This is a genomic window from Prosthecomicrobium pneumaticum, from assembly GCF_014199915.1.
Taxonomy (GTDB): Bacteria; Pseudomonadota; Alphaproteobacteria; order Rhizobiales; family Kaistiaceae; genus Prosthecomicrobium; species Prosthecomicrobium pneumaticum.
Map to the genome: position 1 here is coordinate 159,783 of NZ_JACHOO010000002.1, position 21,714 is coordinate 181,496.

Here is a 21,714-nt window from a genome sequence, read left to right on the forward strand (position 1 = left end):
GGGAATGGGATCGGCGGATGGCACAGCGACGAGCCTTCCGCGCGCGTCCCGAAAGGGCGGCGGCGCCCCGGCCCCCCCTCCCCGCTCAATCCATCGACAGGTCGAGCAGGCGGCCCTCGAAGAGGCGGTCGCGGGAGCCTTCGAGGTGGCGGCGCATGCGGTCGCGCGCCTCCTCCGGCCGGCGGTCGCGGATCGCCTCGAAGATCGCGCTGTGCTCGGCGAAGACGCGCTGCAGGCCGGGCGTCGGGCCGAGCAGCGACAGGCCGTGCAGCTTCATGCCGACCGCGATGTGATCGCGAAGGGCCAGCATCGAGGAGGCGTAGTAGTGGTTGTTGGCGCCTTCCGCGACGGCGTAGTGGAAGGCGAAATCGGCGTCCTCGCGGTGGCGCTGCTCGCGTGTCGCGCTGCCGAGCATGTCGAGAATGCCGGCGATCTTGGCGAGGAACGCGTCGCTGCGCCGCTGCGCGGCGTGGAAGGCGGCGTCCGGCTCGATGGTCAGGCGGAATTCGTAGCAGCGCTGGATGTCGGCGATGTTGCCGACCGGCGCGAAGCCGAGCGCCCGCGGCTCGGCCTTGTGGCGCACGAAGCTGCCGGCACCCTGGCGAGAGTAGATCAGCCCCTCGCTCCTGAGCCGCTCGAGCGCGCCGCGCACGATCGGCCGCGACACGTCGAACTGCTCGGCGAGTTCGTGTTCGCTCGGCAGGCGCTGGTCGTGCGGGAATTCGCCATTGGCGATGCGGGCGTGCAGGGCGTGATAGACGCGGTCGGCGAGCGATTGCGCCTTGGGGCGGCCGTCGAGGTCGCGCGGTAGGGTGCCTTCGGTCGTCATCGGGAGGCTCCGGAGCGGACGGGCTCGGCGAGGACGGGTCGCGCCCTGACCGGCACCGAAGAGAGGACGAGGTCGACGAGCGTGTCGGGCCCGCCGAACCCGCCGGACTTCGTAAGCACGGCGACCGGCCGGCCGGCGATCGCCGCCTCGGCATGGGCGATGCCCGGCAGGGCTTCGCCCCGCACGATGAGCGTGCCGACGCCGAGCGCATCGAGCGTCGCCTGCGCCGTCTCGCCGCCGGAGAGCACCAGTGCGGCGGGCCGGAGCGTCGCGGCGAGCCGCACGACGCCCGCGGCGAGCCGCGCCGCGACGACGGCGCCCGACACCGCCGCCCCGCCATCGCTCGCATGGACGAGCAGGGCCCCGCCGGGTGCGCCGGTCACCTCCGGCACCACACCGTCGGGCGCAGCGACCGCCGCCGCCTCCGGCAGTGCGGCGCGGAGAGCGGCGACCTGCGCAACGGTGATCGGATCCGTCGAGCCGATCACGACGAGGATCGGCCGGCCGAGCGGCGGCGCGGCGGCGGGCTTCTCCCCGCCGAGGCGGAGCGCGAGCGCGCGGGCGAGTCCGCGGGCGCCGACCAGAAGCGGGGGCTCCGCCGTGTCGAGCGCACGGCCGAGCGCGTGAACGAGATCGGCGTCCCGCTCGGCATCGACGATCGTCGCGCCGTCCGCCGCCGGCCCGAGCCGCACGGCGATGTCGATCGGCGCCGGCACGCCGAAGCCCTCCACCCGCCCGCCCCGCACCACCCGGCCGAGATCCGGGATGGCCGGCGCGACGAGCGCGGTCCGACAGCGAAAGCCGGCCCGCATCGCCGCGAGATCGGCGGCGACATGGCCCTTGAGACGCGAATCGATCTTCAGGAAGACGAGATCGGGCGCCCGCGCCGCGAGCGCGTCGATCGCGGTCGCGACCCGTGCGGCGGCGGCCTCCGGGCTCCGCTCGCGCGAGCCGGTGCTCACCGCGACGACGTCCGCGCCGCTCGCGAAGGCCTGCGGGATCGCGTCGGGCGCCAGCGCGACGACGGTCGAGAGCCCGTGCGCGGCGAAGGGCGCCGCGGTGTCGAGCGCGCCGGACAGGTCGTCGGCGACGAGAGCGAGCCGCGTCATGCGCCGGGCACCGGGATCGCCTCGCCGACCCGATGGCAGGCGACGGCATGGTCGGGCAGCACCTCGCGCCAGGCCGGCACCTCGGCGCGGCAGATGTCGATGGCGAGCGGGCAGCGTGTGTGGAAGCGACAGCCCGACGGCGGATCGAGCGGGCTCGGCACGTCGCCCTTCAGCACCATGCGCCGGCGGGTCCGCTCGCGCGCCGGGTCGGGCTCGGGCACGGCCGAAAGCAGCGCCTGCGTATAGGGGTGCAGCGGCGTCGAGAAAAGGCTCCGCTTCGGCGCCAGTTCCGCCGGCCGGCCGAGATACATCACCGCCACCCGCGTCGAGATGTGCCGCACCACCGCGAGGTCGTGCGCGATGAAGAGATAAGTGAGGCCGTAGCGCTCCTGCAGGTCCTGGAACAGGTTGATGATCTGCGCCTGGACCGACACGTCGAGCGCCGAGATGGCCTCGTCGCAGACGAGGAACTCCGGCCCGCAGGCGAGCGCCCGGGCGATCACCACACGCTGGCGCTGGCCGCCGGAGAGCTCGTGCGGGTAGCGCATGGCGAAGCGCGGCGACAGACCGACATCGCCGAGCAATTGCTCCACCTTCGAGGACAGCTCCACCCTGGTCGCACGCTGGTGGTAGAGCAGAGGCTCGCCGACAGCCTCGCCGACCGTCATGCGCGGGTTCAGCGTCGAATAGGGATCCTGAAACACGACCTGCAGCTTGCGCCGCAGCGGCCGCAGCGCCTTCTCGTCGAGCGTCGCGAGGTCGACGCCCTCGTAGACCACCCGGCCGCGGCTCGGCTTGTAGAGCTGCAGGATGGTGAAGCCCGCGGTCGACTTGCCGCAGCCCGACTCGCCGACCAGCGACAGCGTCTCGCCGCGGCGGATGTCGAGCGTGAAATCGTCGAGCGCGTGCACCTCGGCGCTCTTCTGGCCGAAGGCGCCGAGCTTGACGAAGAAGTGCTTCGACAGGCCCTCGATCCGCAGGAGCGGCGGCGCGCTCGCGACCGGGGTCTCGGGGGTGATGGCGAGCGGGGCGTTCACGCGGCCATCTCCATGGCTCCGGTCGTCACCCAGCAGGCGGCGCGGTGGCTGTTGCGGCCGTCGACCGGCTCGAGCGGCGGCATCGCCCGCTCGCACAGCTCGACCTTGAGCGGACAGCGCGGCGCGAACGGACAGCCCGGCGGCCGGCGGCCCGGATCGGGCGGCGTGCCGCCGATCGCCGGCAGGCGCCGCGTCTCCTCGCCCTCGAGCGTCGGCAGCGAGGCGAGCAGGCCGCGCGTATAGGGATGGGTGGGCTTGGCATAGAGATCGTCGACCAGCGCCTCCTCCACCACCTTGCCGGCATAGAGCACGATGATCCGGTCGACGAGCCCGGAGACGAGCGCCAGATCGTGCGTGATCCAGATGATCGACATGCCGAGGCGGGCACGCAGATCCTTCACGAGATCGACGATCTGCGCCTGGATCGTCACGTCGAGCGCGGTGGTCGGCTCGTCGGCGATCAGCAGCGGCGGCTCGCAGGCGAGGCCCATGGCGATCATCACGCGCTGCCGCATGCCGCCCGAGAGCTCGTGCGGATAATTGTCGAGCCGCGCCTCGCCGCCCGGAATGCCGACGAGGCGCAGCAATTCGCCCGCCCGCTCCCAGGCCTCGGCCCGCGACAGGCCGCGATGATAGACGAGCGGCTCGATCAGCTGGTCGCCGATCTTCAGGACCGGATTGAACGAGGTCATCGGGTCCTGGAAGATCATGCCGATGCGCCCGCCGCGCACCTTGCGGAGCGCCGGACGCGACAAGGTGAAGAGGTTCCTGTCGTCCATCAGCGCGAAGCCGGCGGAGACCCGGGCGCCCGGCGGCAGCAGCCCGAGCAGGCTGAGCGTGGTGATCGACTTGCCGCAGCCGGATTCGCCGACCACGCCGAGCGCCTCGCCCCGCTCGACATCGAAGGAGATGCCGTCGACGACCTTGGCCGGCCCGCGCCGGGTCGAGACCTCGATCTCGAGATTGCGCACCGAGAGAAGGGGGGAGGAGCTCATTTGCGCCACTGTTTCGGATTGAGGGCGTCGTTGAGGCCGTCGCCGAGGAAGGAGAAGGCGATGGTGGCGAGGCCGAGCACGGCGGCCGGCGCGGCGAGGAGATGCGGATAGGTGCGCCAGACGCGCAGGCCGTCCGAGATCATGTTGCCCCAGGAGGGGGTCGGCGGCGTGACGCCGACGCCGAGGAAGGAGAAGGCGCTCTCGAGCACCATCGCATTGCCGAGGCCGGCGCTCACCGCGACGATCACCGGACCGAGCGCGTTCGGCACGATGTAACGGCGGATGACGATGCCGGCGGGCAGGCCGAGCGCCCGCGCGGCGGTGACATAGTTGCGGCTGCGGATCGACAGCACCTGGGCGCGGATCAGCCGCGCATAGGGCGGCCAGAGGATCAGCGCCATCGAGCCGAAAACGAGGACGAAGTCGATCCACACCGTCTCGCGGAACACCGGATTGAGCGTCTCGAGATATTTCGCGTCCATCCAGCGGGCGAGCGGCGGCTTCAGCGAGGTGTTGATGACGACGACGAGCAGCAGGCTCGGCACCGACATGGCAATGTCGGTCAGCCACATGATGAAGGCGTCGACGCGCCCGCCGGCATAGCCCGCGACCGCGCCGAGCAGGACGCCGATCGACAGCGCGATACCGGTGACGACGATCGCGACGAGCAGCGCGGTGCGCGCGCCGTAGATGACGCGGGAGAGCACGTCGCGGCCGAGATCGTCGGTGCCGAACCAGTGCACGAGGCTCGGCGCCTGATTGCGGGCGTTGATGTCCTGCGACAGGAAATCGTAGGGCGTGAGCCAGGGACCGACGAGCGCGACGAGGATGAGGAGCGCGACGACCGCGAGGCCGAACACGGCGAGCCGGTTGGCGATCAGCCGCCGCCAGGCGTCGCGCCAGAGGCTGACCGTCTCGTCCGGCGCCTCGGCCGGACCGGTGGAGAGCGCGGGAGAGGACATCAGCGGCCCTGCCTCGCCTGGCCGGCCCGCGGATCGAGCAGCGGATAGACCAGGTCGACGAGAAGATTGGAGATCATGACGAGGCTGGCGCCGATCAGCGTGATGCCGAGGATGATCGGATAATCGCTGTCGAGCGTCGACTGCACGGTGAGCCGGCCGAGCCCGGGCAGGCCGAAGACGAGCTCGACGAAGATCGCCCCGTTGATCAGCGTGATCATGATCAGGCCGAGCTGGGTGACGACCGGGGTGAGCACCGGCCGCATGATGTGGCGAAGCGCCACGATCAGCTCGGGCACGCCCTTCGCCCGCGCGGTGCGGACGAAATCCTCGCCCATCACCTCGATCACCGCGGCGCGCGTCTGCCGCACGATCAGCGCGATCGGCTGCATCGACAGCACGGCGAGCGGCAGCAGCACGCGGACGTCGAAGATGCCGCCCCAGCCATAGGGGATCTCGCCGCCCGGCAGGATGACGATCAGCGCGACCATCAGGAGCGGCCCGGCGACATAGGGCGGGATCGCCCACAGCGCGATCGCCGAACCGAGAATCGCATAGTCGAGCCGGCTGTTCTGGTTGAGCGCGGCGATCACGCCGAGCGGGATGGCGATCACGGCGGTCAGCACGATGGTGACGAGGCCGAGCTGCAGCGACACCGGCGCGGCGGCCGAGATGGTGCGCCAGACCGGCCGCCCGGTGATCAGCGAATTGCCCCAGTTCCCCTGCAGGAGATTGAGGATGTAATGGCCGAACTGGACGAGGAAGGGCTGGTCGAGGCCGGCCGACTGGCGGATCGCCTCGATGCGGACCGGATCATAGGCGACGTCGCCGGGCGCCCGCATGAAGATGAGCTTGATCGGATCGCCCGCGCCGAAGAAGGCAAGCGCGTAGACGCCGAGCAGAATGAGCAGCAGCGACGGTATCCAGATCAGGACGCGGCGCAGGATATAACGCAGCATGACGCCTCTACTCTACTCTTCGGCGCGACGGACCGTCCGCGCATCGCCGGACGGTCAGTCTAGCATGTCCGTGCGGAAGGTCGCGCAGTTCGTGCTGGGCGTGTTCGTCGCGTCCCATGCGCGTTCCTCCCGGGCGCCGTCGAAGGACGCGCTCGACGGCAGGGTTCGCAGACACTTGTTCACCTGTCAAGTTTCCTGCCCCGCCCCGGCGCCCTTCTCGCCGGCGCGGCGGACGGAAAATGCTGGCCGGACGAGCTTTTTCGACAACTGTCCGAGACTGCGCGGCGGCCGCCATGTCTTGACAAGTGAGTGCCCCGGTCGCAAAGGTCGCCCGGTCTCGAAGAGCATCGCGGAGGAAAGATGAGCGCCGATCTCGAGGAGCGCGCGGGTCCCCCCGTCGCCATCACCCTCGGCGACCCCGCGGGCGTCGGCCCGGAGGTCATCGTCAAGGCGCTCGACGCGCTGCCGCAGCGGGAGCGGGCGAGCCTCGTCGTCGTCGGCACCACGTCGGTGCTCGAGCGCGCGGCAAGGCTGGTCGGCGCCGATCTCTCCTTCAAGCCGCGCGGGGCCGCGGGCGACGGTGTCGCGGTCGAGGAGATCGCGATCGAGGGCCTTCCCCTCCCCTTCGGCAAGCTCGACCCGGCCGGTGGCGAGGCGGCCTTCCGCTATATCGAGCGGGCGGTGCGGCTGACCGAAGCGGGCGAGACCGCCGGCATCGTCACCGCGCCGATCAACAAGGAGGCGCTCAACCGGGCCGGCCATCACTATGACGGCCATACCGGCATGCTCGCCGCGCTGACCGGCTCGAAATCCTCCTTCATGCTGCTCGCCTCGGAACGGCTGAAGGCGATCCACGTCTCGACCCATGTCTCGCTGAAGACGGCGATCGAGCGCGCGTCCACCGAGCGCGTGCTCGCCACCATCCGCGCCGGCCATGCGCATCTGCAGCGCGTCGGCTACGCCCGGCCGCGCATCGCGGTCGCCGGCCTCAACCCGCATTGCGGCGAGAACGGCCTGTTCGGCAGCGAGGATGTCGAGCGAATCCTGCCGGCGGTCGAGCAGGCGAAGGCCGAAGGCATCGACGTCGAGGGGCCGATCTCGGCCGACACGGTCTATTACCGCGCCTATAACGGCGCCTTCGACCTCGTCGTCGCCGAGTATCACGACCAGGGCCATATTCCGATGAAGCTGGTCGCCTTCGACACGACGGTGAACGTCTCGCTCGGCCTGCCGATCGACCGCACCTCGGTCGATCACGGCACCGCCTTCGACATCGCCGGCACCGGCAAGGCGAACCACGTCAACATGCTGGCGGCGATCGCCTATGCGCGGCGGCTCGCGGCCTCGCGCCGGATCGAGGCGCGGGCGGCATGACGGCGATGGCGGAGCCCCCCTTCCGCGGCGTGTTCTGCGCCGCCGCGACGCCCTTCGACGCCGATCTGAAGCCCGATGCCGACCGGCTGATCGCGCATTGCCGCTTCCTGCTCGACGAGGGCTGCCACGGCATCGCTTTGCTCGGCTCGACGGGCGAGGCGAACTCGCTGTCGCTCGACGAGCGGATGGCGCTGCTCGAACGGGTCGTCGAGGCGGGCATTCCGCCCGACCGGCTGCTGCCCGGAACCGGCGTCAGCGCCTATCCGGAGACGGTCGCGCTGACCCGCCACGCCCTGTCGCTCGGCGTCACCCGCGTCGTCATGCTGCCGCCCTTCTATTACAAGGGCATCCCCGATCAGGGCATGATCGACAGCTACGCCCGCATCGTCGAAGAGGTCGCCGATCCGCGGCTCGGCGTGATCTTCTACCACATCCCGCCGATCGCCCAGATCCCGATCCCGTTCCCGGTGATCGAGGCGCTGCTCGGGCGCTATCCGGGCAGCTTCGTCGGCATCAAGGATTCCGGTGGACAACTCGACAACATGCTCGGGCTCGTCGAGCGCTTCCCCGGGCTCGCCGTGCTGCCGGGTGCCGATCCGCTGATGCTGCCGCTGCTCCAGAAGGGCGGCGCGGGCTGCATCACGGCGACCTCGAACCTGCTCGCGCGCGATCTGCGGACCGTCTTCGATTTCTACGACGATCCCGGCCGAACCCTCGATGTCGAGGCCGCGCAGGCACGGATCGTCGGGCTCCGAACCATCAGCAACACCTATGCGCAGCTGCCCACCATCAAGGCGCTGATCGCACGGCGCACCGGCGACGACGGCTGGCTGCGCGTCCGCCCGCCTTTCGTCTCCCTCTCGGACGAGGAACGCGCCTCCCTCGACGCGCTGGTCGCCGCGGCCGGATGATCCGTCCCGGGATTTGACAAGACGACAAATTGCGGCAAACTTGTCAGCGATACGTCGGACCGACGATCGAAGTGGGAGGATATCCGTGTCTGATCTCGTGAAGCCGCTCGGCGCCGTGACGCGCCGCGGCACGTTCAAGCTCGCCGCCGCTCTGCTGTCGACGGCCGCCATGCCCGCCGGGCTCGGCGTGGCGTTCGCAGCCGAGGGCGAGGGCGTGCTGCGCATCGCGCACCCGGTGTTCAACATGGACTGGTCGCCGCTGCGCGGTGGCGGCGACTATCTGCGCTGGAACTCGCTGTGGTGGGCGTCGGCGATGTATTTCGACAGCGACAACACGCTGCATCCCTATGTCGTCAAGAGCTGGACGCCGAACGCCGACAACACGGTCTGGACGCTCGCGATCGCCGACGACGCCGTGTTCTCCGACGGCAGCCCGATCACCGCGGCCGACGTCAAGGGCTCGTGGGAGCTGTCGGCGATGCCCTCCACGCGCAACCAGCGCGTCGACCTCGCGCTGTCGAGCGTCACCGGCTATCAGGAGATGATCGGCGGTCAGGCGAAGGAGATGCCGGGTCTCGTCGTCAAGGACGACAAGACCCTCGAAGTGCAGCTCTCCGCCGTCGATCCGATCTTCTTCCAGCGCATCGCGACCCAGGTCGTGCCGATCGTCAAGGCGTCGCAGGCGCGCGACGAGAACGGCGAGGAAGTGCTCGAATGGTGGACGGCGCAGAACGGCGTCGTGGTGAGCGGCCCGTTCAAGCCGGTCGAGATGGATCTCGACGCCGGCAAGCTCGCCTTCGAGCCGAACGAGAACTTCTTCGGACCGAAGCCGCTCCTGAAGCGGATCGAGATCCAGACCGTCGAAGACCCGGTGACGGCGACGGCGCTGATGCAGAACGGCCAGTTCGACGCGCACACCGCCTTCGCGACGCCGACGATGGACCAGGATCTCGGCAAGGACTTCGCCTCCGGCGTGATGATCCCGAAGGGCCAGCACTTCTGGCTCAACGTCAACCGTGCGCCGACCGACGATCCGAAGGTGCGGCAGGCGCTGATCATGGCGATCGACCGCGACGGGCTGAAGGCGAGCTATCCGAGCGGCCCGATGGAGAAGGCCGACCAGATCCTCAACGCCGTGCCGGGCGTCGACGAGGCCTTCGAGGCCTATCCCTTCGATCCGGAAGGCGCGAAGAAGCTGCTCGCCGAATCCTCCTATGGCGGGCCGGACCGGCTGCCGACGATCATGATGGTCGGCATCTCGACGCCGGCGAGCCAGCTCGCCGCGCAGTATATCGCCGAGCAGTGGCGCCAGAATCTCGGCATCGCCGCGGTGCAGATGAAGCCGCAGATCGACGCCTATAGCGGCCCCGATCAGGCGAATGTGCAGATCTTCCGCGACGACGTCGGCACCCGCGTGCCGGACGCGGTCGTCTATCTGCTCGGCTCGATCTATTCCGGCTCCTCGAACGCCAAGAACAAGCTCGGCGGCTACAAGAACGCCGACGTCGACGCCAAGCTCGAAGAGGCGGCGGTGAAGTCGGTCGACGATCCCGACCGGCAGCGCCTGGCGCAGGAGGCGCAGCGCGCCTTCCGCGAGGACTGGGCCTTCATCCCCTGGTATTTCGAGGGCATGTCGAAATGGGCGATGCCGCAGGTGAAGGGCATCGTCAAGAACCTCGACTGGCAGGTCTACGAGCCCTGGAAGCTGTCGGTCGAGCGGAGCTGACCGGCCCATCCCCTCGCACGTCCCTCCCCTCCCCCGCGGCCGCCGCGGGGGAGGCAGCCGGCCATGGCGAGGCATTCCCGTCCGTTTTCCCCGCAAAGGCGAGGATGACGACCGGCGCCGCGGCCCTCACCTTGGAATGACGCGATGATCGACGACGCCCTCGCCTGCGGCCGGCGCGGCCTGCGCACCCTGCCGGGCTCGCTGCTGCTCGGGCCGACCGGCGCCCGGCTCTGGGCCGACTATCTCGAGGAGCGGCCGGGCTTCGTCGGTGCGATCGACTTCATCCACAAGCTCAACATCCCGCTCCTCTTCACGATCGAGCACGGCATCGGCGCGCCGCCCGAGCCGGCCGAGGCCGAATGGCGGCCGAGCCATCTCACGGTGCGGCAGCGCTTCGGCGGGCTGGTGCTCGAGGAGCGGAAATACGTCACCTGGGACGACCGCGCCGTCTCGCTGCAGCGCTGGCGGAACGAGGACGATACCGCCGCGACGCTCCGCCTCGTCAGCGATCCGGACTGGATCGGCGCCGCGGTCGACGGCGTCGCGACCGGCGAGCGGGCGATCCCGGCGCGCGGCTTCACGATCCGCGCGGCGATCGGGGCGAGCGATCCGGCGCTCTGGGACGGCGTGACGCTCGCACCCGGCGCGACGCTCGCTTTCACCGTCGTGGCGGCGCTCGGCCTCGCGCAGACCGATCCCTTCGAGACGCTCGCGGCCAAGCTCGCCGATCTCGCCGACGGGCCGGCGCCGGCCGACCGGCTCGCCGCGCAGGTCGCCGGCTATGCGGCCTGGTTCGACGGCGCTCCGCGCTTTTCGAGCAGCAGTGCGCTGCTCGACCGGACCGTCGCCTATCGCTGGTTCCTCTATCGCCACACCCTCGCCGTGCCGGGCGTCGCGCCCTTCGAGGGGCCGCTCTTCTATGAGGGCCGCTCGCACAAGATGACGAAGACGCCCTGGGCGCCGGTCGGCTGGGAGTTTTCGAAGCTCATCCCGCTGTCGACGCCGATGCATCTGATCGATACGCGCTGGCACGCCGATGCCGGGCTCGGCGCCGCGGCCCTCCGGACGCTCGAATCGGCGCAAGGACCCGACGGCCAGCTCTACAGCCGCACGCTCAACGAGATCATGCACCCCTATGCCAATTTCACCGGCTGGGGCGCCTATCAATATGCCCTCGTGCACGGGCTGACCGAGGCGGTCGCCGCGGCGCTGCCGCTCCTCAAGCGGCAGGTGGTGGGCGAACGGGAAAATATCGCGATGGCGGGCGATTCCCTGCCCGTGCAGGTCGACCACCGGCTGACCGGCAAGGAATACCAGCCGAGCTACTGGTATTTCCACGGCTATCCCGACGACCCGCTCGACAAGAGCACCTACACGCCGGTGAAGCGGGTCGACCGCGCCGTCTACCAGTATCGGAACGCGCGCGGCGTCGCGGCGCTCTGCGCCCTCGTCGGCGACGATGAGGAAGCCCGCTTCACCGCGCTCGCCGAGGAGGTCGCGGCCGACATCCTCACCAAGCAGTGGGATGCGGCGACCGGCTTCTTCTATGACCTCCACCCGGAGACGGACGAGAAGGCGATGGTGCGCAACGTCGTCGGCTTCTATCCCTATTGGGCCGGGCTGACCGGGCCGGAGCACGTCCCCGGCCTCCTCGCGACGCTGACGCCCGAATTCTTCGACACCCGCCTGCCCTTCCCCTCGGTTTCGCGCGACTGCCCGGTCCATCAGCCGGGCGGCAGCTGGAAGGGCCGCTTCCTCAAGGGCCGCAATGGCTGCATGTGGGACGGGCCGACCTGGCCCTATACCAACGCCATCGCCATCGACGCGCTCGGCCGGCTGAGCCGCGAGGCCGGCCATGCGCATGACGACCTGTTCGCCAAGTATTTCTGGAAATACGTCGCCCTGCATTTCAAGGATCAGGACGGCCGGACGCCCTATCTCGTCGAGCACTACGACAGCGCGAGCGGCGAGCCGATCAGCGACGAGCCGGACTACAGCCACTCCTATTTCATCGACCTCGTCGTCCGCTGGGTCGCCGGCCTCGCGATCGACACCGGCGCGATGCTGCGGCTCGACCCGATCGACATCGGGCTCGACCGGTTCCGGATCGACAACCTTCCCTATCGCGGCCGGACGCTCGCGGTCGCCTATGAGAAGGGTGCGGGCTTTTCGCTCGCGGTCGACGGGACGATCGTGGCGGAGCGGCCCGATCTCGGCCCGCTCGCCTGGGAAGGGCCGGCGCTCGGCCGCGCCTGAGCCGCTTCAGGCCTCGGCGGCGGCGCGGAACCGGCTCGGCGGCGCGCCGACGACGCGCTTGAAGGCGCGGCTGAAGGCGGCCTCCGATTCATAGCCGAGCCGCTCGGCGACCGTCGTGACGCGCATCCGGTCGCGCTCCAGCCAGAGCCGCGCCTGATGCATCCTGACCCCGAGCACGTAGCGCGCCGGGGTCTCGCCCACCACGTCCGCAAAGCGCTTCGCGAAACCGGAGCGCGAGGCGCCCATCACCTGCGCCAGCGCCTCGACCGTCCAGTCCTCGTCCGGCTTCAGGTGAATCGCGGCGAGCACCCGGCCGACATCGGGCTCGCGCACCGCGGCGAGCCAGCCGGTCGGCTCGCCACAGCCCCGCTCGACCCAGGTGCGGATGAGGCTCGCCGCGAGCACATCGGCGAGCCGGGCGAGGATGCCGGCGGCGCCGACCCGGTCGAGCTCCGCCTCACGCGCCATCGCCTCCATCAGATGCGGCAGCGCCGGCTCGTATTGGGCGAGGTCCCACGTCCGCATCACCTCCGGCATCAGCCGCATCAGCGGATGCATCGGGTCCATGTTGAAATGCAGGATCGCGCAGAACAGCGTCGCGACCGAGCCGTCCGCCGCATCCGGGGCGCCGCCGTCGACCGCATAGACATTGCCGCAGATCGGCGCACGCCGGCAGCTCTCGGGCTCGGCCGGCGGCAGATCCGGCGTACTCGCCAGCCGGTGGGCCGTGCCGTGCGGCAAGAGGATGCCGTCGCCGGGCCGCAGCGCCATCCATGGACCGTCGCCACAGCGCAGATAGCAGCCGACATGCGAGACGAAATAGAGCCGCGCCGCCGGCTGCGCCGGGAAGGCGAGCGACCACGGCTCTGCCATGCGATACCGGCTGTAATCGACGCCGTCGAGCCGCAGCCCGCGCAGCATCTCGGTCAGCGCATCGCCGGCCTTCGGCTCGAAGGATTTGGACGAATGATCATGCATAGTCGCGTTTATAGCATGGAAACGCCACGACCTCGCGCCTAATGTCGCGCCACATTCCACACCGAGGCTCGCCCATGTCGGATCTGACCCTGCCCATTTCCCGCGCGACGCCCGAGCGGGCCGACGCCGCCTGGCCGGCCATCGTCTCGCTGTCGCTCGGCGTGTTCGGCCTCGTCACGGCCGAATTCCTGCCGGCTTCGATCCTGACGCCGATGGCGGCGGATCTCTCGGTGAGCGAGGGCCTCGCCGGGCAGGCGGTGACCGCGACCGCGATCGTCGGCGCGATCGCCGGGCCTGCCGTCGTGCTCGGCACCGGCCGGTTCGACCGGCGGATCGTGCTGCTCGCGCTCACCGTGCTGCTCGTCGTTTCCAACGCCATCGCGGCCACCGCCGAGAGCCTCGCGCCGCTCCTCGTCTCCCGCGTCCTGCTCGGTATCGGGCTCGGCGGCTTCTGGTCGATGTCGGCCGCCCTCGCCATGCGGCTCGCCCCGCCGGCCCTGATGCCGCGGGCGATGGCGGTGATCCTGACGGGCGTCTCGCTCGCCACGGTCTGCGCCGCGCCGGTCGGCGCCTTCATCGGCGACCGCTATGGCTGGCGGACGGCCTTCATCGTCGCCGGCGCCCTCGCCGTGCTCGCCCTCGTCGCGCAGCTCGCCACCGTACCCGCTCTGCCGCCGCGCGGCCGCGCGACGCTCGGCACCTTCGCCGCGCTCTTCCACCGGCCGGCGATCCGCGCCGGCCTGCTCGTCGTGCTGCTCGTCGTCTCGGCCCATTTCGCCGGCTTCACCTATATCCGGCCCTTCCTCGAGAGCGTGCCGCGCATGCCGATCGAGACGATCTCGGCGACGCTTCTCGCCTTCGGCATCGGCGGCTTCTTCGGCAATCTCGCCGGCGGCGTGCTCGCCGGCCGCAGCGCGCCGCTCGCCGCCGCGGCGGCCGCGGCGCTGATCGCGCTCGGCGCCCTCGCCCTCGCCGCGCTCGGCGGCTCGGTCGGCATCGCCGCGGTGGCGACCGCGGTGTGGGGCTTCGGCTTCGGCGCCATCCCGGTCGCGGCGCAGAGCTGGATCACCCGCGCCGCCGCCGATCAGGCGGAGAGTGCGGGCGGCCTGATGCTCGTCGCCTTCCAGGTGGCGATCACGCTCGGCGCGGGCACCGGCGGCCTGCTCGTCGACGGCTTCGGCCCGCTCGGCCCGATCGTCTACGGCGCCATGGCGGCGGCGATCGCCGCGACGACCGCCGTCCTCGCCCGCCGCCTCCGTTAGCAGGCAACCGGCAGGGGTCGCTTCCAGATCGAGCGCGCCGGGTACAGCCCTGCGACCGAGCATGCGCGGGGCGAAGGAGCGCAACGCAGGGCTCCCCCTCTCCCGCCGCGCGGGAGAGGAGAGGCGGAACGGGCTGAGCATGGCGGTCGGCAGATCGGCCGAACGGACACGGATGAGAGCGTCGGCCGGGCTCCCCCCTCTCCCGCTCCGCGGGAGAGGGTTGGGGTGAGGGCCTTCTCTCGGTTGACGAAGGAGAGCGCCCTCACCCTTCCGGCCTACGCGTCTCGGTCGCTGCCGCTCCCTGCGACGCCAAGGCCGGAAGCCCTCTCCCGCGCGGCGGGAGAGGGGGCCGGTCCGCAGAGTTTGCGCACCTCGATCCGGCGCGGCTCGACCGTCGCGACGATCTCGTAATGGTTGGTCTGGACGATCGCGGTGATGGCGCGCGGCCATCCGCATGCCCACCATCACGATTATGGATGCCGGCACGGAGGCCGGCATGACGGATGGAGGGGACCGTTCAAGAAGCGACAGCAGGCTCAGGGCGCCAGAACACCCTTTCCACCCGAGTACCCTTCCACCCCCCGAGCACCCGTCACCCCGGCCTCTGTGCCGGGGTCCATAATCGTGACGCGGCGCGAGCGGCAGCACCACCGCCCCGCCGAACCCGTGGCCGCTTGCGGCAAGGCCGCGGGGATGGCGCGCGGCCATCCGGAAGGCCGACAGTCACGATTATGGATGCCGGCACGGAGGCCGGCATGACGGGTGGAGGGAACCGCTCGAGAAGCGACAGCAGGCTCAGGGCGTCAGAACACCCTTGCCTCGCGAGCACCCCCCGAGCACCCTTCCACCCGCCCGAGCACCCGTCACCCCGGCCTCCGTGCCGGGGTCCATAATCGTGACGCGGGGCGAACGGCACCACCACCGCCCCGCCGACCCCGTGGCCCCTTGCGGCAAGCCGCGGGGATGGCGCGCGGCCGTCCGGAAGGCCGACCGGCACGATTATGGATGCCGGCACGGAGGCCGGCATGACGGATGGAGGGGACCGTGCAGAAGCGACAGCAGGTTCAGGGCGTCAGAACACCCTTTCCGCCCGAGCACCCTTCCACCCCCCCGAGCACCCGTCACCCCGGCCTCCGTGCCGGGGTCCATAATCGTGACGCGGCGCGAGCGGCACCACCATCGCCCCGCCGAACGCATGGCCCCTTGCGGCGAGGCCGCGGGGATGGCGCGCGGCCGTCCGGAAGGCCGACCGGCACGATTATGGATGCCGGCACGGAGGCCGGAATGACGGGTGGAGGGAACCGCTCGAGAAGCGACAGCAGGCTCAGGGCGCCAGAACACCCTTCCCCCGAGCATCCCTAGAATGCTCAGCCGGCGAGCGCGCGCGCCTTCGCCGCCGCCGGCGGCATGCGGAGCGGCAGATGGCCGGCGTCGACGGTCTGCCCCGTCGCCGTCGCGTGCATCGCGTCGAGCCAGGGCCGCACGGTCGCGGCGTGCCGGCTCATCGCGGGGCACTCGTCGCGGCGGAAGGCCTCGGCGGCCTCGACGATCTCCGCCCGCACCGCATCCTCGTCGGCGAGCGTCAGCCGCCGCTCCCGCATCACGACGCGACCGGCGATGATCGAGGTGCGGACCGCCTCGGACGCGGCGCTGAAGGCGATCTGCTGCACCGGATCGTGCAACGGGATGAAACCCCATTCGTACCGGTCGAGCAGGATCACATCGGCCTGCATGCCCGCTTCGAGCGCGCCGACCTCCTTCTCCATCAGGCTCGAGCGCGCGCCGGCACGGGTCGCCATCTCCATCACGTCGTGCGCGGAAACCCATTCGCGATAATCGTGCGTGCCGATCTTGTGCAGCATCGCCGCCGCCTTGAAGGCCTGGAACATATCCGCCGTGTCGGCCGAGGCGACGCCGTCGCAGCCGAGCGCGACATTGACGCCGGCCCGCTTCAGGAGCCGCACCGGCGCGACGCCCGAACCGAGCTTCAGATTGGCGAGCGGGTTGTGGGTGATCGAGCAGCCCGCCTCGCCCATGATCGCGATGTCGCGCTCGGAGAGCCAGATCGCGTGGTTCATGGTGAGCCGGTGCGTCATGCAGCCGACATCCTTCAGATACTGAACCAGCGTGCGGCCGTATTTCTCCGCGCCGGTGACGGCCTGCGTCTTCGTCTCGAGCACATGGCAGTGGATCGGCAGGTCGAGGCTCTCCGACAGGGCCGCGACCTCCTCGAGCAGGGCGGCGGAGCAGCGCTGCGGCCCGCAGGGGCCGAGGATGATCCGCATATTGTCCCGGCCGTGCCAGAGCGCCCGGAGTTCCTCGAAGAGCGCGATCTGGTCGGCGCGGCCGGGCAGAGGCAGCGCATCGAGCGCGGCGACGAGGTCGGCCGGCATCGACCGGCGCAGATAAGGCAGGCTGTCGCAGAACTTTTCGTCCCACATCGAAGCGGTGATCCAGCCGCGCAGGCCGAGATCGCGATAGGCGCTCGCGGTCGCGTCGACCATATCGGGCGTGAAGGCGAGATTGATCACGTCGTCCTGCAGGGTCGTCACGCCCGAGCGGATCGAGACGATGCCGACGAGAAGCGCGCGCAGATATTTGGCGCGCTTCGACAGGCCCGATCGGTGGAAGGGCGGGTAGACCTCGGAAAGCCAGATCTCGAGCGGCAGGTTGTCGTAGCGCCCCATCTCGAACCCCTCGTTCGAGTGCATGTGGGCGTCGACGAAGCCGGGCATGACGATGCGGTTGCCGGCCTCGATCACCTCGAGATCGGGGTGGGCCGCCGCCTCGCGCGACAGGTCGGCGCCGACCGCGGCGATACGGTCGCCGACGATCAGCACGTCGCCGCGTTCGTGGATTGTGCCGGCCGCGTCATTGGTGACGATGTGGCCCTGGCGGATCAGGATGGACATCAGGTGCGCCTCGCGAAGAAAGGGCGGCGACGCGCCAAGGCGCCGCGTGCCGGTTTCCATGGTTTCCGGGAGGACGGAGGGATCTCGATCCCTCGAGCCGACGGCTTCGCGGCCATGGCCTCCGGGAGGAGACGGCCGCGTGGTCCGCCGCCGGACGAGCAAGAGCCGCGCCAGCGCACCGGGCGCCCGGCCGTCGCCGCCGGCCGGGCAGGAGGGCCGGCACGGTTGATCAAGGATTGAGCAGGGCGCCTCACGCTTCGTCCGAAGGATCCGCCGGCGGCGGCTGGCACGGCGCATGCTTCCCGGCCCGCAGCGCCACCAGACGAAAAGCCGAGGAGGCCCGGCGATGAAGGTCCAGGACGCGCCGCTCGACCTGCGGCTGATGCGTCTCGCCCATCTGCTGCTCACCGAAGGGAGCGTTTCGCGCACCGCGCTCCTGACCGGGCAGAGCCAGCCGGCGGTGAGCGCCGCGCTGAAGCGGCTGCGCCAGATCACCGGCGATCCCCTTCTGGTGCGCAGCGGCGCCCGGCTGGTGCCGACCGAGCGCGGGCTCGAATTCCGCGACGGTCTCGGCCGGATCCTGGACGAAATGGACCGGCTGCTCGATGCGGCCGAGGCCTTCGCACCGGCGGCGCAGCGCGGGCGGCTCCGCATCCTCGCCGCCAATTGCTACGGCACCTTCCTGATGCCGCGCATCGTCGAGCTCGCCCGCCGAGCGGCGCCCGACATCGAGGTGCATTTCGGACGCATGCCGGAGGATGGCGACATCCTCCGCCCGCTCGAACAGGGCGAACTCGATCTCGTCATCGGGAACGGCCCGGTGCCCCCCGACAGCCTGCGCATGGCGCCGCTCTTCGACAGCGAGATCGTCTGCATGATGCGGCCGGCCCATCCGCTCGCCCGGCGGACGCGGCTGACCATGGCCGAGTATCTCGACCTCGACCACCTCTCGCCGACCGCCATCAAGGGCGGTGCGCTCAATCCGATCAGCGGCCGGCTCGGCCAGCTCGGCCTGCACCGCCGGGTCGCGGTGACGGTGCCGGAATACAATGCCGTGCCCTATGTTCTGGCGCGCAACGACGTGGTCTTCACCACCGGGAGGGCCTTCGCCGAGCATGTCGCGGCGCAGATGCCGCTCGCCCTCGTCGGCGCGCCGCGCGAGTTCGGGCCGATGCGCTTCTACATGCTGTGGCACGAGCGGGCGCACCAGTCCGGCGCCGGCCGCTGGCTGCGCGGCCTCGTCCGGCAGGCGGCGGCGGACATGAACGCCGAGGCCCCGTTTCCCGGCGGAGCAGCGCGCCACCCCATAAGCGCCGGCGTATAGACTCTATTCCGCCCGCCCGTCTCGCCAGCTCTCCCGCCCTCATTTTCAATCGGGGCGAAAAGGCCGGGCGAGCGACGAGGCGAATCCATGTTGATGCACCAGCTCCTGCTGCGCGGCGCGGAACGGCGGCCGGACAAGCTCGCCTTTCGCTGGGTCGATCGAGATCGCGCCGTCAGCTATGCCGAGGCCGTCGCCGGCATGGAGGCCTTCGCCGGCGCGCTCGCCGATGCCGGCATCGGCCCGGGTGACCGGGTCACGGTCGTCGCCCATAACGGGCTCGACTACCTGCTCACCCTCTTCGCCGCCTGGCGGCTCGGCGCGATCGCCGCGCTCGTCAATGTCCGCTTCGCCGACGAGCTCGACTATTATTTCGACGACCACCGGCCGAAGGTGATCGTCTACACGCACGACCTGCACGACAAGGTCCGTGCCGCGGCACAGAAGACGCCGGGCGTCGCCGCCCTCCTCTGCATGGACGGGCCGAAGGACGGCGCGCTGTCGCTGCCCGAGATGGTCGCGGCGCGCCTTCCCGTGCCCGACGATCCGTGGGACGAGGACGCGATCGCGCATCTCTCCTACACATCCGGCACGACGGGCCGGCCGAAGGGTGCCTGCCTCGCGCACGAGCCGACCGTGCGGGCGGCGCGTTGCATCGCCGAGCGGCTGCGGATCGGCGCGGACGACGTCTCCTTCGGGCCGACGGCACTGTCGAGTTCCTACCAGCTCGTCGGCAACCTGCTGCCGCAGCTCGACCGCACGGCGTCGATCCACGTCATGGGCCGCTGGACGCAGGCGACCGGCTGGGACGCGGTCGACGCGGCCGGCGCGACCATGCTGATCGCCAACCCGCCGGTGCTCGAGGAACTGCTCACCGAAAGTGGCCTCCGCGGCCGGTCGCCGGGGCGGCTGCGCGTCGCGGTGTCGGGCGGCGGGCCGGTGCCGCCGACGTTGAAGAAGGGACTGCGCGACACGCTCGGCCTGCCGCTCGCCGAGAGCTACGGCCAGAGCGAGCTCGGCGGCTTCGTCGGGCTCGGCGCGCCCGAGATCGAGCCGGACGACGGACGGCTGATGCGCATCGGTCCGCCGCTGCCGGACAAGGAAGTGGCGGTGTTCGATCTCGAGGACCGACCGCTCGGACCCGGTGCCGTCGGCGAACTGGTGCTGCGCGGCGGCTTCATGAAGGGCTATTGGGGCCGGCCGGAGAAGACGGCGGAGGCGACCCGCGGCGGCTGGCTGCGCACCGGCGACATCGGCTTCATCGACCGCGACGGCTGCGTCACGCTGCGCGGCCGGCGGTCCGAGCTGATCCCCGTCGCCGGCGTCTCCTGGTATCCGCGCGATGTCGAGGAGGCTCTGTGCGGCCTCGCCGGCATCCGCCAGGCCGCACTGATCGGCATCGCCGACGCCGCGCTCGGCCGGCGACCGCTCGCCTTCGTGACGCTCGCCGAGGGCGCGCAGGCCGATCCCGCCACGATGAGGGATGCGATCGCCGGCACGGTCGCCTACGATCTCGCCGTGCTCGAGATCCGGATCACCGACAGCCTGCCGATGACGCCGACGGGCAAGATCTCGAAGGCGCAGCTCGCCGAACGCGTGGAGCGCGGCACGAACTGAAGGAGGCGATGCCGGGACGCAAAAGGTCCTCGCCCGGGGCCGTCGAGACGAAGGACCGTCTTTCCAGAGGGACTGAACATGAACGCGAAACGACTGATCGGGAGCCTCGCGCTCCTTCTCTCCGCGGCCGTCCTGCCGGGCGCCGCATCGGCACAGGACGGCGCCGGCAAGACGCTGGTCGTCGGCACCTGGGGCGGCGACATCGAGCGGCTGCTGAAGCAGAACGCCGCCGGCCCGCTCGAGGCCGACACCGGCGCCAAGGTCGAGTTCCTGCTCGGCGGCAGCGGCGACCGCGTCTCGAAGATCTATGCGGAACGCTCCAACCCGACCATGGACGTCGCCTTCGTCAACATCTACGAGGCGCCGCAGCTCCTGAAGGACGGTCTCGTCGAGGCGCCCGATCCCGACAGCGCGATGTTCAAGGACGTCTGGGACGGGATGAACAAGGGCTGCTACGCCATGTCCCTCGTCGGCCTCGGCATCGCCTACAACAAGGAGGCCTTCGCCACCCCGCCGGAATGGGCGGACCTGTGGAAGCCGGAATATAAGGGCAAGATCGCGCAGGCGACCTATCCCGGCTCGGAAGGCGACGGCATCCTCGGCGTCGCGGCCCGGCTCGCCGGCAAGGACGAGCACGATGCCGACGCCGCGTTCAAGAAGCTCGCCGAACTCGGGCCGCCCGCCCTCACCTATACGAGCCTCGACGAGGTGTTCGCGCAGATGGATGCCGGCGAGGTCGTCGCCGCACCGATGATCAGCGGCTATGTGCTCGCCGGCCTCAAGCAGTGGAAGAACATCGGCTTCTCCTTCCCGAAGAGCCCCGGCCCCGTGCTCGTCCGCGACATGGTCTGCATCGTCAAGGGCGCGCCCAACCCCGATCTCGCCAAGCGTTTCGTGGCGCTGGCGCTCGGCGTCAAGAACCAGACCGACTATGCCGAGCAGCTCTATTTCGGCCCGACCAACAAGACCGTGAAGCTGTCGCCGGAAGTGTCCGCCGACGTGATCGACAAGCCCGAGGAGGTCGACTCCCTGCTCCAGCTCGACTGGCCCTATGTGATCGAGCAGCGCGCCGCCTGGACCGAGCGCTGGAACAAGGAAATCCTCGGTCAGTAGCCCGATCGACGTCTCGAGGTTCGGAACCTCCCTCTCCCGCTCGCGAGAGGGGGAGGTGAGCGCCAAGCCCCCTCTCCCGCTCCGCGGGAGAGGGTCGGGGTGAGGGCCTTTCTCCGGTCGGCGAAGAGGGCACCCTCACCCTTCGCATCTAGGCTCGGCTTCGCCTCGCCAAGAGGCGAAGCCCTCTCCCGCAAGCGGGAGAGGGTCGGGCGCACCAAGCCCCCGCTCGCGGGAGAGGGACGAGAGCACCAGGCCCCCTCTCCCGCTTCGCGGGAGAGGGTTGGGGTGAGGGCCTTCCTTCGGTTGGCGAAGAGGGCACCCTCACCCTTCCGGCCTAAGCATCTCGGCCGCGCCGC

At 70.5% G+C, this 21,714-nt stretch carries 16 protein-coding genes; 8 read left to right on the forward strand and 8 right to left on the reverse strand.

Translation table 11 applies throughout. The features are described from left to right. Positions 1 to 85: 85 nt before the first annotated feature. From GGQ63_RS04405 to GGQ63_RS04430, 6 genes are read right to left on the reverse strand one after another with little or no spacing between them, the layout of a single operon-like run. Positions 86 to 829, reverse strand: a complete 744-nt coding sequence (locus GGQ63_RS04405) for a FadR/GntR family transcriptional regulator (protein ID WP_183852970.1) — start codon at positions 827 to 829, stop codon at positions 86 to 88. Next, entirely contained in the window at positions 826 to 1,938 is a 1,113-nt protein-coding gene (locus GGQ63_RS04410) for a four-carbon acid sugar kinase family protein (protein ID WP_183852972.1), read from the reverse strand. The genes GGQ63_RS04405 and GGQ63_RS04410 overlap by 4 nt, the downstream gene beginning before the upstream one ends. After that, complete coding sequence (locus GGQ63_RS04415) at positions 1,935 to 2,975, reverse strand: ABC transporter ATP-binding protein (protein ID WP_343061075.1); 1,041 nt, start codon at positions 2,973 to 2,975, stop codon at positions 1,935 to 1,937. Before GGQ63_RS04415 ends, GGQ63_RS04410 begins: the two co-directional genes overlap by 4 nt. Further along, positions 2,972 to 3,970 carry an ABC transporter ATP-binding protein gene (locus GGQ63_RS04420; RefSeq protein WP_183852974.1) on the reverse strand — a complete coding sequence of 333 codons (999 nt, stop codon included), beginning with the start codon at positions 3,968 to 3,970 and terminating at the stop codon, positions 2,972 to 2,974. Before GGQ63_RS04420 ends, GGQ63_RS04415 begins: the two co-directional genes overlap by 4 nt. Continuing rightward, positions 3,967 to 4,932 (reverse strand): ABC transporter permease, encoded by a 966-nt coding sequence (locus GGQ63_RS04425; protein ID WP_183852976.1) that lies wholly within the window; start codon positions 4,930 to 4,932, stop codon positions 3,967 to 3,969. Before GGQ63_RS04425 ends, GGQ63_RS04420 begins: the two co-directional genes overlap by 4 nt. Further along, entirely contained in the window at positions 4,932 to 5,888 is a 957-nt protein-coding gene (locus GGQ63_RS04430; RefSeq protein WP_183852978.1) for an ABC transporter permease, read from the reverse strand. The genes GGQ63_RS04425 and GGQ63_RS04430 overlap by 1 nt, the downstream gene beginning before the upstream one ends. 360 nt (positions 5,889 to 6,248) lie before the next feature. Here GGQ63_RS04430 and pdxA point away from each other — a divergent pair, with 360 nt between their 5' ends. The 4 genes from pdxA to GGQ63_RS04450 all read left to right on the forward strand — a co-directional run bounded on the left by pdxA (position 6,249) and on the right by GGQ63_RS04450 (position 12,155). Beyond that, complete coding sequence (gene pdxA, locus GGQ63_RS04435; protein WP_183852980.1) at positions 6,249 to 7,262, forward strand: 4-hydroxythreonine-4-phosphate dehydrogenase PdxA; 1,014 nt, start codon at positions 6,249 to 6,251, stop codon at positions 7,260 to 7,262. Between the two features lie 5 nt (positions 7,263 to 7,267). After that, a complete protein-coding gene (locus tag GGQ63_RS04440) occupies positions 7,268 to 8,173 on the forward strand; it encodes a dihydrodipicolinate synthase family protein (RefSeq protein ID WP_183853992.1) in 906 nt (301 codons plus the stop codon). Between the two features lie 85 nt (positions 8,174 to 8,258). Then, positions 8,259 to 9,899: an ABC transporter substrate-binding protein gene (locus tag GGQ63_RS04445; protein ID WP_425502059.1), complete on the forward strand. Its 1,641-nt coding sequence runs from the start codon at positions 8,259 to 8,261 to the stop codon at positions 9,897 to 9,899. A gap of 144 nt (positions 9,900 to 10,043) precedes the next feature. Continuing rightward, complete coding sequence (locus GGQ63_RS04450; RefSeq protein ID WP_183852982.1) at positions 10,044 to 12,155, forward strand: MGH1-like glycoside hydrolase domain-containing protein; 2,112 nt, start codon at positions 10,044 to 10,046, stop codon at positions 12,153 to 12,155. A gap of 6 nt (positions 12,156 to 12,161) precedes the next feature. Here the strand turns inward: GGQ63_RS04450 and GGQ63_RS04455 are convergent, their stop codons facing one another. Then, positions 12,162 to 13,133: an AraC family transcriptional regulator gene (locus GGQ63_RS04455; protein ID WP_183852984.1), complete on the reverse strand. Its 972-nt coding sequence runs from the start codon at positions 13,131 to 13,133 to the stop codon at positions 12,162 to 12,164. Positions 13,134 to 13,207: 74 nt separating this feature from the next. Between GGQ63_RS04455 and GGQ63_RS04460 the strand changes: the two genes are divergently transcribed. Then, positions 13,208 to 14,395, forward strand: coding sequence for an MFS transporter (locus GGQ63_RS04460; RefSeq protein ID WP_183852986.1), 1,188 nt, complete (start codon positions 13,208 to 13,210; stop codon positions 14,393 to 14,395). Positions 14,396 to 15,762: 1,367 nt separating this feature from the next. Here GGQ63_RS04460 and GGQ63_RS04465 read toward each other — a convergent pair. Further along, positions 15,763 to 17,307, reverse strand: coding sequence for an amidohydrolase family protein (locus tag GGQ63_RS04465; RefSeq protein WP_183852988.1), 1,545 nt, complete (start codon positions 17,305 to 17,307; stop codon positions 15,763 to 15,765). A gap of 346 nt (positions 17,308 to 17,653) precedes the next feature. On the opposite strand from GGQ63_RS04465, the gene GGQ63_RS04470 reads away from it, so the two are divergent. The 3 genes from GGQ63_RS04470 to GGQ63_RS04480 all read left to right on the forward strand — a co-directional run bounded on the left by GGQ63_RS04470 (position 17,654) and on the right by GGQ63_RS04480 (position 21,358). Beyond that, entirely contained in the window at positions 17,654 to 18,631 is a 978-nt protein-coding gene (locus tag GGQ63_RS04470) for a LysR substrate-binding domain-containing protein (protein WP_246429616.1), read from the forward strand. Between the two features lie 87 nt (positions 18,632 to 18,718). After that, entirely contained in the window at positions 18,719 to 20,245 is a 1,527-nt protein-coding gene (locus GGQ63_RS04475) for a class I adenylate-forming enzyme family protein (protein WP_183852991.1), read from the forward strand. Between the two features lie 78 nt (positions 20,246 to 20,323). Next, complete coding sequence (locus tag GGQ63_RS04480; RefSeq protein WP_183852992.1) at positions 20,324 to 21,358, forward strand: extracellular solute-binding protein; 1,035 nt, start codon at positions 20,324 to 20,326, stop codon at positions 21,356 to 21,358. Positions 21,359 to 21,714 lie beyond the last annotated feature (356 nt).